The organism is Gilvibacter sediminis (assembly GCF_028561565.1).
Taxonomy (GTDB): Bacteria; Bacteroidota; Bacteroidia; order Flavobacteriales; family Flavobacteriaceae; genus Gilvibacter; species Gilvibacter sediminis.
Window position 1 is genome coordinate 895,743 of record NZ_JAQQTE010000001.1, and the last position, 13,897, is coordinate 909,639.

The following is a 13,897-nucleotide window of genomic DNA, read 5'->3' on the forward strand; positions in this document are numbered from 1 at the left end:
CATTGATTTAAAGAATTTACGAGCCCTGCTTATTCAGCGGGGCTTTTTTATTTCTTATTTTTAGTACTTATAAACGATTCCCTATGGCCAGTATTTTCACCAAGATCATCAACGGAGAGATCCCTTCTTATAAAGTTGCAGAGACCGATGATTTCTATGCCTTCTTAGACATCAACCCCAACGCCAAAGGGCATACATTGTGTATCCCTAAAAAAGAGGTGAATCGATTGTTTGACTTGGATAAAGAGACCTATGATGGCCTCATGGAATTCTCTAGAACCGTTGCTCTGGGACTGCGCGAAGCAATTCCTTGTAAACGGGTTGGAATGTCTGTTATTGGGCTGGAAGTACCGCACGTTCATGTGCATTTGATTCCGTTAAATCACATGGGAGAAATGACTTTTCAAGAGAAGGTGAGCCTAAGTCCAGAAGAATTTGAAGCTACTGCAGCGGCAATTCGGGCTCAACTCAAATAATTAAAACCAAAGATCGCAGCAGCTGCGATCACTGCAATCGCCACTAACATCAGAACTAAAGCCAAAGGCTTCCAATGTCTTTTGGAGGATCGCATATTGGTACTTTTACGGTGATAATCGTAGACCCTTTCAATGTCTGGAGTCCAAGAGACCGGGAAGATCTCCGTTCCGCATTTGGTACAATGCATCTTGGAACTGAGTTCTGCTAAAAAGCGCTTATACCAACGGCCATTGACATAGGGTTGGTAGAATTCTACCTGCAAGCCATCTGTGGTATAACACTCCGGACAATTGGTCTTGAGTTCTGCTTTTCTGATCAGTTTTGGTGTCGTTGTCATGGGGCGATTGATTAAAGGCGTTTGAGTTGGATCTCCATAGTAGTGCCAACATTAGGGGCGCTTTTAAGCACTTTAATGTTGCCTTCATGATACTCTTCAATAATGCGTTTGGCCAAAGACAGTCCCAAGCCCCAGCCGCGTTTCTTAGTCGTAAAACCTGGGGTGAATATCTTTTTAAAATCGCGCTTGGGAATTCCTTTTCCCGTATCGGTGACATGGATGGTAACTGTTTTAGGTTGTTCCGTGATCTTTATGCTGATCTTACCCTTACCTTTCATGGCGTCAATACCGTTCTTTACCAGATTTTCAACGGTCCAACCAAAGAGTTGCTCGTTGAGCATAACAGGGATCTTCTTCTGGGGCAACTCCAATTCAAATTGGATCAGCTTTGAGGTTCTTGCTTTGAGGTAATCATAGGCCAATTGCGTTTCGCGGACCACATCGCGCTCTTCCAATTTGGGTTTGGAACCAACCTTAGAAAAACGCTCCGTAATGGTTTGTAATCTGGAAATATCTTTTTCTATCTCGGCAATGTAGGCCGGATTGGTGTTCTCTGACTTCAAAATTTCTGTCCATCCCACAAGAGAAGAAAGCGGAGTCCCAATTTGATGCGCGGTCTCTTTAGCCATACCCGCCCAGAGTTTGTTTTGTTCTGCGGATTTGGTCGTCTGATAGAAGAAATAAATAAAGCCTACAAACAGCATGATGACCAACAGTATGGCTGCGGGATAGTACTTGACCTTCGTGATAATAGGGGCGTTTCCGTAGTAAATGATGTTGAGTACATCGCCTTCATAACGCGTTTCAATAGGCGGATTTGTTTGCTTGAAGGCCTCCACCATATCTTCAATTTCTGCTCTGCTGAGTTGATCTGCATTGGGAATATTACTCAGATCATAAGAATCCCCTTTAAGGGTATGTAAGATCAACGGCGTAGTGGTATTGCTGCGGATCACTTCAATAATGAGCGGACTCTCATCCAAGCCCAATTCACTGTTGCTGGTCTCTGCCATCTCGCCAAGTGCCTTGGAAAAGATCTCCATTTTATCGCGTTCGTTCTCTTTGAGCTGATTGTAGAACAAGTAGGTGTTGTAGCCCACAAGTCCAATTATGAACATGCTAAAGACAATGATTAGTGTGCGTGTTAAACGAGTGTTGATCTCCATATAAAAGGCAGTCGCTGCGCTAAATATAATGCAATTAAGTGAATATTATTGTGCGGATTATGCCCCCTTTTTTATGATTCCCTTGGTAGAATAATTACCTTTGTGGCTATGCTCACAATACATCCGGAAAACACTTCTACAGGCAAATTGCACAGCTATTTATTGGCTTCGGTTTCGCCGCGACCAATCGCCTTTGCAAGCACTGTAAATAAAGAAGGTCAGGTCAATTTATCGCCTTACAGTTTTTTCAATGTGTTCAGTGCAAACCCACCGGTGGTGATCTTCTCTCCGGCGAGACGTGTACGTGACAATACGGTGAAGCATACCCTAGAGAATGTGCTTGAAGTGCCCGAGGTAGTGATCAATATTGTGAATTACAATATGGTGCAGCAAATGTCGCTCTCCTCTACAGAGTACCCTAAGGGTGTCAACGAGTTTGTGAAAGCTGGCTTGACGGAGTTGCCTTCGGAAGCGGTGACCCCACCACGTGTGGCTGAAGCTCCTGTGCAACTGGAATGCAAAGTGCTCAATGTAGTAGCACTTGGTGAGGAAGGCGGAGCAGGAAATCTGGTGATTGCGCAAGTGGTTCGTATGCACATTCAAGAAGAAATCTTGGATGATGACGGACGTATCGACGCCGCCAAGATCGACACTGTAGCACGTATGGGAGGTAATTGGTACAGCCGTGCCAAGACGGGCATGTTTGAGGTTCCGAAACCCTTGAGTACTTTAGGTATTGGAGTGGATCAAATTCCGGAACCGATCAAACTAAGCACAGTACTCACTGGGAATGATCTGGGACAATTGGGCAATGTAGAAAGCCTACCCTCGGAAGTTGAATGCGCCAGTTTCATGGAGGCCTTTCATCCGGAGGTGCTTCTGCAAGGAGATCAACAACAAAAACATCAACTAGCAAAAAATTATATCGCCAAAGGAGCCGTTTCAGATGCCTGGAAGGTGCTCTTATCAAAGTAATCTTATGGAAGTACAAGGAACTTTAAAACTCATAGACGAAACTAAAACTTACGGCTCAAACGGCTTTAGAAAGCGTGAAGTAGTGGTCACTACAGAAGAGCAATATCCACAACACATCATGATCGAGTTCATTCAGGACAAGACCGATCTGTTAAACAACTTCAAGGTTGGAGAATCGGTAAAGATCAGCATCAACCTAAGAGGACGTGAGTGGGTGAATCCACAAGGTGAAACCAAGTATTTCAATTCCATTCAAGGATGGAGAATAGAGCGTATGGATGCAGATCTACCTGCAGATATGCCACCAATTCCTCCTGCGGACGCTTTTGAGCCGACCAGCGAGTTCAGTGAAGAAGATCACGACGACCTGCCGTTCTAGGACGCCTAAAAGTTAAATGGGCTTTACCCGAACCATAGAGGTAGTTTTTAAGCGATTTTTGCCAGCACCTTTTACCATTGCCGTGCTGCTAACGCTTTTGACGCTGGTTTTAGCCTTACTGACAACAAACCCTCCTGCAGAGGGCTCTCATATTTTACAACTGCTTTCCCATTGGGAGAACGGAATTTGGAATAAGGATCTGCTCGTATTTGGTTACCAAATGATGCTTATTCTGGTTTTAGGACATATTCTGGTACTGAGCAGCCCTATGAATCGATTGATTCAACGCCTTACCGGTTTGGTCAATAATACGGGGCAAGCGGTGGTTTTGGTTAGTGTCAGCACATTGATGGTTTCCTTCTTCAATTGGGGATTGGGACTCATCTTTGGAGCTATTATGGCCCGCAAGGTGGCAGAGGCTTCTCAAGAGCGCGGCTTTAGTATAAATTATCCGCTTGTCGGAGCTGCAGGTTACTGCGGATTGATGATCTGGCATGGCGGGATAAGCGGTTCTGCTCCCTTGAAAGTAGCAGAGTCTGGTCACTTACAGCAGATCATGGCTGGGATCTCAGATCCTGGGTTGTTGGCCCAATTACCCGATACCATTCCAGGAAGTGCTACTATTTTTAGTTGGTGGAATTTGCTGCTGTTCGGGATCCTCTTAATCTTGATTCCTTGGGTATTTTATCGCTTGTCCAAAAAGGCACAAATCACACCAGTCAATTTAAGTCCTTATGCTCCAAATTCAAGTGCTGCCGCTCCGGATGGCGCTGCAGAACGCTTGGACGATTCGCCTTGGTTTGGGCGCGGCGTGGGCCTTTTAATACTCATAACGTTCGTCGTGCAATACGGCGAACAACTTTTGGGCTTGACCCTGACGCCAAACATGCTCAATTTCTTTATGTTGGGTATGGCGCTGCTTTTACACGGTTCTTTCCGTTCTTTCCTGGCGGCCGTTGAAGAAGCCATCAAAGGGGCTGCAGGGATTTTGATACAATTCCCCTTGTATTTTGGGATCATGGGAATCATGGCAGAGAGCGGGATGGTACAGCAAATTGCAGATTTCTTTGTATCCATTGCCAACGAGACCACTTTGCCGATCTATACCTTTTTCAGTGCGGGTCTGGTAAATATTTTTGTGCCGAGCGGTGGCGGACAATGGGCAGTACAAGGTCCAATTGTCATTGAATCGGCCATGCAATTAGGAGTTCCTTTACCCAAGGCTGTCATGGCTTTATCCTATGGCGATCAGATCACCAATATGCTACAACCATTTTGGGCCTTGCCGCTTTTGGGGATTACCAAATTGAAGGCTAAAGAGATATTGCCTTACACTTTGATCATTATGTTGGTGGGTAGTGCAATTTTCATTGGCGGCTTGCTCCTGCTGTAAAATAAAACAACCCCGCTAGGAGCAGGGTTAGTTTTGTTGGTTTTAGGTTACTAAAATGGCAAACTCAAATAAATTAAAAAACCCACCACTTTAGCTTTGGTAAAGGTCAGAAAAAATTATAACATTCGCAATATCCGTGAGTTAGAACTAAAAAATGCTCCATTTTCTTGACGACATCTTTGGTTTCCCTCATCCCGACGAAGCCCGTTCAGACGGCTTATTGGCCGTCGGGGGAGACTTGTCTACAGCTCGTTTAATGCTGGCCTATCGCTCTGGAATCTTTCCTTGGTTTTCTGATGGCGACCCCATTCTTTGGTGGAGTCCAGATCCGCGAATGGTGTTGTTTCCTTCTGAATTTAAACGTTCCAAAAGCTTGCGGAAATCCATCCGCACTAAAGGCTTTACAATTACCCAAAACACCCAGTTTGAAGAGGTCATGCGGGCTTGTGCTTCTGCGCCAAGACCGGATCAGTTAGGAACTTGGATCACTGAAGAAATGATTCAGGCTTATTTGCAGTTGAATCAGCTGGGGCATGCTCGAAGCGTTGAGGTATGGTTGGAGGATGAGCTCGTCGGAGGGCTATATGGAATTGACCTGCCAGAGTATAAAGTCTTCTGTGGTGAAAGCATGTTTTCTAAGGTTTCTGATGCTTCTAAGGTTTGTTTCAGTTTTTTGGTGGATCAACTAAGCACTGAGAATTATAAGCTCATTGATTGTCAAATGTATACAGATCATTTGGCCAGTTTGGGTGCTAAGGAAATAGCGCGAAAGGACTTTTTAGACTATTTGAAGCCAGCCTAATTCTCAATTTTCCGCTGAAAATCAGTATATTCGAGTCCTACTAAAACCAAAAGCTATGACCCCAATCAAAAAAAGCCTGGCCTTTTTGGCCTTCGGTTTGATGCCATTTCTAGGTCTTTCTCAGTCTGATGGACCGATTCCCAATTACACTACAGAATCAGAATCTCTACTAGTAAGTGAGATGACCTTTACCAGTGCGATTCCTACGCCGCCGCCAACAAGTTCGGTTAGAACGATGGCCGAATGGGAGGAAGTGGAATACTTAGTGGTTACTTGGGAGCCCGCATTTCCAAATATCTTAAGACAGATCGTCGCCGCTGCTGTAGAAGAAGCCAAAGTGATCATCGTCACTCAAAATGAGGCTTCAGTTTCATCCTATTTATCGTCTAATGGAGTTCCTCTAGACAATGTGGTTTTCTTGGACGAACCTTGGAACTCTATTTGGATCCGTGATTACGCCGGGAACACTGTTTACACCGATGATGTTGGAGAACGCGCCCTTGTAGATTGGATCTACAACAGACCGCGTCCACTAGATAATGTGATCCCATCTGCGCATGCCAGTTATATTGGGAGCCCTATTTACATCACCGACTCAGGGACCAATGACCTAGTAAATACCGGAGGTAACTTCATGAGTGATGGTTTAGGAAACGGTTTTGCTTCTGATTTGATCTTGGAAGAGAACGAGCCAGGGAATCCCTATGGAGTAAGCGCCAAAACTGAAGCGCAGATTGATGAGATCATGTTAGACTATATGGGAATCTCCAACTACATCAAAATGGAGAAGCTACAATATGATCTGATCCACCACATTGATATGCACATGAAGCTGCTTGATGAAGAAACCCTGTTGGTGAGCAAATATCCAGAAGGCGTGGCAGACGGACCACAGATTGAAGAAAATATTGAATACGTTTTGAGCAATTTCAATTCGCCCTTTGGCACCCCTTACAAGGTAGAGTGGATAGACGCTCCGCCAAGCGTTGGTGGGAGTTATCCAGACACAGGAGGTTATTACAGAACCTTCTCCAACTCTGTATTTGTGAACGGAACTGTGTTGGTGCCAACCTACCGCCCAGAGGTAGATGGACCGGCTTTGGCTAAATACCAAGAATTACTTCCGGGTTATAATATAGTTGGAATTGATGTAGATAACGGAGGAGAGAATTTGATCGCTCTTTTTGGAGCTATTCACTGTATTACCCATTCTATTGGTGTTTCTGATCCGTTGTGGATCGTTCACCAGCCTGTTGCAGAAGCCTCAGAAGGTCTTAATGTCAGTTTTGATGCTATGATCAAGCACAACTCCGGAGTGAGTCAAGCTAAGGTATTCTGGCGAGAAGTGGGAGCAGGATCTTATAATGAGATCGACATGACTGCTGCTGGCGGAGATGATTGGACAGCGAGTTTGACCATCCCATCAGACCTAGATATTGAATATTACATCTGGGCCGAGGCTAATTCTGGAAAGGAAATTACACGACCAATCGTGGCACCAGAAGGCTATTGGACCATTGACGTGAGCACATTATCTACGTCAGAATGGGCAGAGAACAACATCATTGGACCTTACCCGAACCCTGCTGATGATCGCGTAAACTTCAGACTCAACAATATTGGCGGACCTGTAACTGTAGAGATCCACAATATTTATGGACAGCGTTTGTATACCACTCAGGTGCAAAACAGCAACGGAGTGATTCAATTGGATCTAAATCCAATTTGGAGCGGAACATTGATCGTTAGTTTTAAAGGCAACTTTGGTTCTGTGCAACGCAAGCTCATCAAACAATAGCACACTTATTTAACCGCTGAGGCCCTTTGTATTACGCATAGGGCCTACGGTTTTCCCGTAATTAATAGCAGGCGGGTACCCCTAGGATTTTTGAATAAAATTCATATATTGCAGAAAATTCCTACAAAACTGTTCAGAGGACGTTTTGTTATGGCTTTCTGAAACAGATGCTGGAATTTTGTTTAAAATTCATCCCCGATGCAAAAGTATTTGTGTGTTCTAGCCCTCTCTCTGGTGGCATTCAGCGGAGCGGCTCAATCCGGCGACCGCGATCTAGCCGTAAATTCAAATGTACAGATTGATGTTTTAGCTGTCTATGAAGACGTAGTGGCTCAGGGCTATCATTCTGCCCAAGTATACCGCAAATTGGCTAATGGCCGCTACTTAGAACAGAAATTTGACGAGGCCAAGAAGTGGTATTCAAAACTTTTTGAGATGGATGAAGCTCCAGAGGCAATTGAATATTTGCGTTATGCAGAGACCCTTGAGGCCTTAGAGGAATTTGATTTGGCGCAATCTTACAAAGCCCAGTACGATCAACTCAAAGATCAGGATTAAGTTCTAGCAACTCTTTATACCGGAAACAAGAGGTGATGTGGTCATTGACCATGCCAGTGGCTTGCATATGGGCATAAACTACAGTGGTGCCCACAAATTTAAATCCGCGTTTCTTTAGATCCTTACTTATTTTATCACTTAATGGGGTATTGGCGGGAACCTCACTCAACTTTTCAAAGCTGTTTACTATCGGTTTGCCTCCAGTAAACCCCCAAATGTATTTGCTAAAACTTCCGAACTCCTCCTGCACTTTCATAAAAGCCTGAGCGTTACTGACCGTAGCCCGAACTTTCAATTTATTGCGGATGATGCCCGGGTCAAGCAACAACTCTTGAATTTTATTCTCGCTGTATTGGGCAATCTTTTGATAATCAAAGTTGTCAAACGCCCGTCTGAAGTTTTCGCGCTTGCGCAAGACTGTGATCCAACTCAATCCGGCTTGAAAGGTCTCCAAGATCAGAAATTCAAACAAGGTGGCATCGTCATAGACGGGAGTTCCCCATTCTTTATCATGATAGTCAACATAAAGCGGATCATCTCCACACCACGAACACCTATTGATTTTATCCATGCTGCAATAATTAAGGAATTTCTAATGCAGCTTCAAGGTAGTAAGTTTTTTGTTTTATTTGCGTCTTAAAGGCTATGGAAGCAACTATGGAAACCCCAACACTAAATTTGATCAAAGAAGGTCTTAAAGAGGCCATGTCTTATCAAGAATATAAAGAACTGGTTGATAAACACGCTGCAGAAGGATCAAACACGGGTCCTGAAGTGACGGAAGCTTTGGCGCAATACACACTGCTCAATCAACGCCGAATGAAGCGTTGGGCCAAGACCTTTAAATTAGATGCTGCTGCTCAAGAAGCAATTGCTGATCGCGATCAACCCCTTACTTGGTTGGTGCTCACAGAAAGCTGGTGTGGAGATGCGGCTCATGCCACACCCATTATGGATGCCTTTGCCCAAGCCAATCCTAATATTGAGCTAAAGGTTTTGTTACGTGATGAACATTTAGCCTTGATGGATGCTTTTTTGACCAATGGAGCGCGTTCTATTCCAAAGCTCATCGCCTTTGATGCAAAGCAGGAAACCGTTGTTGGGACCTGGGGACCACGGCCAACTCCGGCCACTGCTATGGTCAATATCTACAAGGCAGAGCACGGAAAACTAACTCCCGAGTTTAAACAAGATCTTCAAGTTTGGTATAACAAGGATAAAGGAAAGGCCATTGCGGCAGATCTTTTAGAGTTGCTCTAACCCTGTCCGGGAAAGTAGTAGGTAATGCTACCCAATTGAGAAGCACGCTGTGCTTTTGAAAAGCGGGTTTGAGAGGCGTACTCCAAAGCGGCATCCCAAAGACAACCGTCTGTGGTATCGCTTGAGTTCTCATTGATCTGCTGGCCAATTACTCGTCCCTGATTATCCACAGTAATGTTCACTACCACGGTTCCCGACTTAGAACAGGTGTAAACCGGGTTTGGGACATAAAGCGCATTGCGGTCTACCAAACGGTAACGTATGCTAGTATTGCCATCATTGCCATCAACAGCTTTTTGTTCAGCTGCTTCATAAGGGTCTGCTTTTTCAATGCTTGGATTATCCTTAGCGGCTTCGACATCTTTGATAGCCTCGTCAAGAGCCTTTAGTCTTTGATCAAAATCATCTTGATCCTCTTGACTATCATTGTTTAGTGCGGTTAGTTCTTTACGAGTCTCGTTAAAGGCCTTGTGTGTGGTAGTTTGCGAGCTGCTTTGTGCTAATTCCTCTTGCAGTTCTTCTTCGAGCAAGTCTGCGAGAACTTCAATGTCGTATTCAGTTTCTGTTTCTAACGTTTCCCTTTTACCGATCTGATATCCCCAAAGCAATAGCGCCAAATTCCCAGTGATGAGAAATGATAAAATGAACGCTTTTATGGAGGTGTTGAACTTCATGGGGCTGAATTCGTATTGCGAATATACACCGAAAAAGATTAGTTACTTTATTGTGTATGAGGATCTTCGGAAGAAAAAGCAGAAATACAAAAGAGCAACTAGCTATTAATTGCTACAATCTATAGATTTTGTAATGATATTTTTCTTTTCAAAACCGATTAGAACTATACCAACGGCTTCTTTAAAGTCCCATCCTTGTAAATCTGTAGGGGTTGCAACAATCTTATAATATCCGGGTTTTAGCACTTTAAATGTGAGAACGTCTGTTGTGCCACTAGACGTTTGAGTTTCGACTAGTTCCCATACGTCTTCCGAATCTGATGTATTCACTTTATGGTATAAGTTTACATCAGACTCAGGGCATAATGCAGAGATCTCTAAAAGTCTATATTTCACTTCATACTCATTGTCTAGTAGGTTTTCGATTTCTTTATAGAGTTCATTCAATGTATCTATATCACTTCTAAGCAAGGAATAGTTTTTTCTTATTTCCGTCACCCTACCTTCTTTGGAAGAAGAGTCTCCATTACATAAAGCTTTTGAATTTTCAACGATCTTTCTGGATTTATGATAACTTGAAGCTAAATAGTCACCAAAAGTGTTGTACAGAGAGATCTTCTGTTTTTGTTTTGGATCATTCGAATCAAAAGTGCCCAAGGCTTTATACAATTCGTTTCCACAATTATCAATGCGGGATAGGATTCTTTCAGAGTATTCTTGAATTTTACAAAATTCTCCCCTGCCTATTGCATCCACAGGCTCACCAAGAGAACCCATTAAATTCTCTTGAGAAATCATCTTAAAATCATCAAACTCATTCTGAGCATAATTCAACTGAGTTGTTCCAAACAGTAGAATTAGGATAATTAGCTTTTGCATGTGTTTCATTTTTATTGGTGTTTACCAAGGGGATCAGAGTCTAATTACAAGCCTTTTATGAAGGCTTCAAAAGTATCTATATCCATTGCATCTTCAACGCTGTAGTCCCCAATTTTAGTACGTCTTAGGGCAGAAAGATAGGCGCCGTTATCCAAAGCTTTTCCAAAGTCATTGGCCAAAGAACGGATGTAGGTTCCTTTGCTGCAGGCTACAAGAAAATCAACCTCAGGCAGTTCAATACGTGTGAGTTCAAACTTTAAGATGTTTACCTGTCGGGATTTGATTTCGGTTTGCTGTCCTTTACGCGCCAATTCATAAAGGCGTTTTCCGTCTTGTTTTACGGCGGAGAAGATCGGCGGGTATTGAGTGATCTCGCCTTGAAATTGTTTTGTGGCCTCTTCAATCATGGTGGAGGTCAATCCGCTGAGGTCAAACTCTTGATCGATCTCCGTTTCCATATCAAAGCTCGGGCGTGTAGCCCCCAAGGTGAAGGTCCCGGTATATTCTTTGTGTTGCGCCTGGAACTCATTGATGCGTTTGGTGAACTTTCCGGTGCAGATTAAAAGCAATCCTGTGGCCAATGGGTCTAGCGTTCCGGCATGTCCCACTTTGATCTTTTTAAACCCAAATTGTTTCTTAATGAGCCATCGTACTTTATTGACGGCCTGAAAGGAGCTCCATTCCAAAGGCTTGTCAATGAGTAATAATTGTCCGTCTAAAAAATCTTGTCCTGTCATCTTAGAAGTAACTCACGGCAATAGCAATAAGGCCGACGATCAAACAGTAGATCGCAAAATAGGAGAGTTTGGATTTTTTAACCAATTGGATCATCCACGTACAGGCAATGATTCCGCAGACAAAGGCTGTGATAAAACCTGCGCTTAGCGGTATTATGGGTGTGTCTGGACTACTCAGAGCGCCGTCCAAAATGTCTTTAGCGATCTTTCCAAAGATCAGCGGGATCACCATCAGAAATGAAAAACGCGCGGCTTTTCCTTTGTCATTTCCTAGTAAAACAGAGGTGGCAATGGTGGAGCCAGATCGAGATATCCCTGGCAACATAGCCACGGCTTGGGCCACTCCAATTACAAAGGCATTGCTATAGGAAACTGGCTTTAAGGTGTTTTTGGCTCTGTCGGCTAACCAGAGTAGCGCCGCTGTACATATGAGCATAGCGCCTACAAAGGCAATACTTCCTCCAAAGAAGGCTTCTAACTCGGACTCAAAGAAAAACCCGATCAAGGCCGCTGGGATCATGGAGATCACAATTTTTAGAGAAAACTGCGTTTGCTCATTCCACTTAAAGGAAAATAAACCTGTAATGATTTCCAGAATGTCTTTTCTAAATACTACAATAGTACTCAGGGCTGTAGCAAAATGAAGCACAACTGTAAAAAGCAGGCTTTCTTCTGGGACAGCATTACCACCTAGAATGGCTTTCCCCAGCTCTAAATGTCCACTAGAGGAAACGGGTAAAAATTCTGTAAATCCTTGGATGATACCCAGAATAATAGCATCGAGAAGTTCCATGGCTGATTACTTCTTATCTGTTTTGAGTAAGATGGCGTAAACCTCAATTCCGAAGCCTAGCAAAACTAAGAACGGTGCCAAACGAATGCGGCGCCAATGGTAGATGTCTGGGTTAAAAACGTTTGGGTCGTCACTGCCACCGCCGGCCATAAGGATAAACCCTAATGCGATGCAGGCAAGACCGATCAGCATGAAGCGATAATTCTTCTTGTTAAACACAAACTGAGGCTTGGACTGTTGTTTTCGTTTTTGTTCTCCCATCTAATCGAATTCAGTAAAAATAATAGAGTCTCCAACCTGCAATTGTGCAATATGATTGGACACGCCTATGGCAAATTTAGCTAAATGTACGCTAGCGGTCCGATTCAAGGCAATCTTTTTCAAAGAATTTAACGTCAATCCCTGTTCCAGCCCGCGATTGATGTAGTAGCGCTCTCCATCATCTGCCGTAAAAAATATGTCGTAACTGCTGCCTTCATTTATGGCAGTGATCTTGATTTCTTTCACCACGCAGTCTTCAGGCTGGGTGTCTTCAATCACAAATAATTTTAAAGCTAAATAGCCCAAAAGGATCAAAAGGGCAAAGAATCCGAGTAGTGTGAGTAAGGTCTTTCGCATCTCAAAGAGTTAATTGTATAACTCATCGATGCGTAAATTTAAAAAGCGTTGCGTTGCAAAATAGGTGCTGGCCCAAGAGATCAAAAACCCAAAGAGCAGTACGCCGGCAAATAATCCACCGAGCAAGACCTTGTCATCCAGGAGGTTTAATTCTGCAAAACTCTTCTGTAAATAGTACAGCACTCCAACCATACCACCCATAGCCAGTAGGGCGCTGAGCAGTCCCAGTTTTATGTTTTGCCAAATGAACGGGCGACGAATAAAGGCCTTTGTAGCCCCCACCATTTGCATCGTTTTAATGGTAAAGCGCTTGGCGTAAACAGAGAGTCTGATGGAGCTGTTGATAAGTAGCACAGCGATCACCAAGAAGATTCCGGTGATGACCAGCATCCACAAACTGATCCGTTTTACATTGCTTTCCAGCTTTTCCACTAAGGGTTTATCGTATTCCACCTCTTCTACAAAAGGCTTGTCTAAAAGTTCGTTGGTGATCTCTTCAAAGGTGTCAGCCGTGACATAATCGGCATTGAGGTATACGTCAATGCTGTTCTGAAGTGGGTTGTAACCCAAGTAGTCCATAAAGTCTTCTCCAATGGCTTCTGAGTGCGCCTCGGCTGCTTGTTGCTTGGAGACGTAAGTGGCCGATTTCACGTAAGCTGCCATAGCTAAGCCTTGGCGAAGCTGAGTGACATCGGCCTCTTTGGCATCGTCCTTTAAATACACCGAGAAAGGGATCTGTTCCTTAAAGTAGTCGCCAACTTGCTTGGAGTTCAACACGATCAATCCCAACATGCCCAAAAGGAAAAGCACCAAAGTGATACTCAAAACCACAGAGAAGTAGGAGGAGATCAGGCGTCTTTTTTGAAACTTTTCGTACTTGGAACTCATAAATGATCGGCTTTGCAAGGATAAAAATACACCCTTTTTTGTGTTGTGCCTTAATAACGTCCAAAGAATTGATTTTCGTCTGTTTAATTTTCAAAAACCCCAATAATGTTGCTCACCCACTATAGCCTATTGGCACAATAATTTTTACCTTTGCGGCTGTTGT

18 protein-coding genes are annotated in these 13,897 nt (G+C 43.7%); 8 read left to right on the forward strand and 10 right to left on the reverse strand.

The genetic code is table 11. From position 1 onward, the window contains the following. Positions 1-83: 83 nt before the first annotated feature. Positions 84-476, forward strand: a complete 393-nt coding sequence (locus POW22_RS04045; RefSeq protein WP_272831340.1) for an HIT family protein — start codon at positions 84-86, stop codon at positions 474-476. Here POW22_RS04045 and POW22_RS04050 read toward each other — a convergent pair. Both POW22_RS04050 and POW22_RS04055 read right to left on the reverse strand, forming a co-directional pair. Continuing rightward, positions 464-814, reverse strand: a complete 351-nt coding sequence (locus tag POW22_RS04050; protein ID WP_272831341.1) for a hypothetical protein — start codon at positions 812-814, stop codon at positions 464-466. The genes POW22_RS04045 and POW22_RS04050 overlap by 13 nt on opposite strands. A gap of 11 nt (positions 815-825) precedes the next feature. Further along, positions 826-1,980, reverse strand: coding sequence for a sensor histidine kinase (locus tag POW22_RS04055; RefSeq protein WP_272831342.1), 1,155 nt, complete (start codon positions 1,978-1,980; stop codon positions 826-828). 108 nt (positions 1,981-2,088) lie between these two features. On the opposite strand from POW22_RS04055, the gene POW22_RS04060 reads away from it, so the two are divergent. The 6 genes from POW22_RS04060 (at position 2,089) to POW22_RS04085 (ending at position 7,885) form a co-directional block, all read left to right on the forward strand. After that, the gene (locus POW22_RS04060) at positions 2,089-2,955 is read left to right on the forward strand and encodes a flavin reductase family protein (protein WP_272831343.1); all 867 of its coding nucleotides are present in this window, start codon (positions 2,089-2,091) and stop codon (positions 2,953-2,955) included. A gap of 4 nt (positions 2,956-2,959) precedes the next feature. Beyond that, the gene (locus tag POW22_RS04065; RefSeq protein WP_272831344.1) at positions 2,960-3,334 is read left to right on the forward strand and encodes a DUF3127 domain-containing protein; all 375 of its coding nucleotides are present in this window, start codon (positions 2,960-2,962) and stop codon (positions 3,332-3,334) included. Positions 3,335-3,350: 16 nt separating this feature from the next. Further along, the gene (locus tag POW22_RS04070; protein ID WP_272831345.1) at positions 3,351-4,727 is read left to right on the forward strand and encodes a short-chain fatty acid transporter; all 1,377 of its coding nucleotides are present in this window, start codon (positions 3,351-3,353) and stop codon (positions 4,725-4,727) included. 154 nt (positions 4,728-4,881) lie between these two features. Next, complete coding sequence (aat, locus tag POW22_RS04075; RefSeq protein ID WP_272831346.1) at positions 4,882-5,529, forward strand: leucyl/phenylalanyl-tRNA--protein transferase; 648 nt, start codon at positions 4,882-4,884, stop codon at positions 5,527-5,529. 55 nt (positions 5,530-5,584) lie between these two features. Then, complete coding sequence (locus POW22_RS04080) at positions 5,585-7,327, forward strand: agmatine deiminase family protein (protein WP_272831347.1); 1,743 nt, start codon at positions 5,585-5,587, stop codon at positions 7,325-7,327. Positions 7,328-7,525: 198 nt separating this feature from the next. Then, positions 7,526-7,885 carry a hypothetical protein gene (locus POW22_RS04085; RefSeq protein ID WP_272831348.1) on the forward strand — a complete coding sequence of 120 codons (360 nt, stop codon included), beginning with the start codon at positions 7,526-7,528 and terminating at the stop codon, positions 7,883-7,885. Here the strand turns inward: POW22_RS04085 and POW22_RS04090 are convergent. Then, a complete protein-coding gene (locus POW22_RS04090) occupies positions 7,869-8,456 on the reverse strand; it encodes a DNA-3-methyladenine glycosylase I (protein ID WP_272831349.1) in 588 nt (195 codons plus the stop codon). The two genes, POW22_RS04085 and POW22_RS04090, sit on opposite strands and share 17 nt — an antisense overlap. 74 nt (positions 8,457-8,530) lie before the next feature. Here POW22_RS04090 and POW22_RS04095 point away from each other — a divergent pair, with 74 nt between their 5' ends. After that, positions 8,531-9,145, forward strand: a complete 615-nt coding sequence (locus POW22_RS04095) for a thioredoxin family protein (RefSeq protein ID WP_272831350.1) — start codon at positions 8,531-8,533, stop codon at positions 9,143-9,145. On the opposite strand, the gene POW22_RS04100 is transcribed toward POW22_RS04095, so the two are convergent. The 7 genes from POW22_RS04100 to POW22_RS04130 form a co-directional block, all read right to left on the reverse strand. Further along, complete coding sequence (locus POW22_RS04100; RefSeq protein WP_272831351.1) at positions 9,142-9,819, reverse strand: energy transducer TonB family protein; 678 nt, start codon at positions 9,817-9,819, stop codon at positions 9,142-9,144. The two genes, POW22_RS04095 and POW22_RS04100, sit on opposite strands and share 4 nt — an antisense overlap. 105 nt (positions 9,820-9,924) lie before the next feature. Further along, positions 9,925-10,698: a hypothetical protein gene (locus tag POW22_RS04105; protein WP_272831352.1), complete on the reverse strand. Its 774-nt coding sequence runs from the start codon at positions 10,696-10,698 to the stop codon at positions 9,925-9,927. Positions 10,699-10,742: 44 nt separating this feature from the next. Further along, the gene (truB, locus tag POW22_RS04110; RefSeq protein ID WP_272831353.1) at positions 10,743-11,435 is read right to left on the reverse strand and encodes a tRNA pseudouridine(55) synthase TruB; all 693 of its coding nucleotides are present in this window, start codon (positions 11,433-11,435) and stop codon (positions 10,743-10,745) included. A 1-nt stretch (position 11,436) separates the two neighbouring features. Further along, on the reverse strand, positions 11,437-12,228 hold the full coding sequence (locus POW22_RS04115; protein ID WP_272831354.1) for an undecaprenyl-diphosphate phosphatase: 792 nt from the start codon (positions 12,226-12,228) through the stop codon (positions 11,437-11,439). 6 nt (positions 12,229-12,234) lie between these two features. After that, the gene (locus tag POW22_RS04120) at positions 12,235-12,489 is read right to left on the reverse strand and encodes a DUF3098 domain-containing protein (RefSeq protein ID WP_272831355.1); all 255 of its coding nucleotides are present in this window, start codon (positions 12,487-12,489) and stop codon (positions 12,235-12,237) included. Beyond that, entirely contained in the window at positions 12,490-12,846 is a 357-nt protein-coding gene (locus POW22_RS04125; RefSeq protein ID WP_272831356.1) for a hypothetical protein, read from the reverse strand. It lies immediately after the preceding gene. A gap of 9 nt (positions 12,847-12,855) precedes the next feature. Then, the gene (locus POW22_RS04130) at positions 12,856-13,734 is read right to left on the reverse strand and encodes a cell division protein FtsX (RefSeq protein WP_272831357.1); all 879 of its coding nucleotides are present in this window, start codon (positions 13,732-13,734) and stop codon (positions 12,856-12,858) included. Positions 13,735-13,897: the final 163 nt, after the last annotated feature.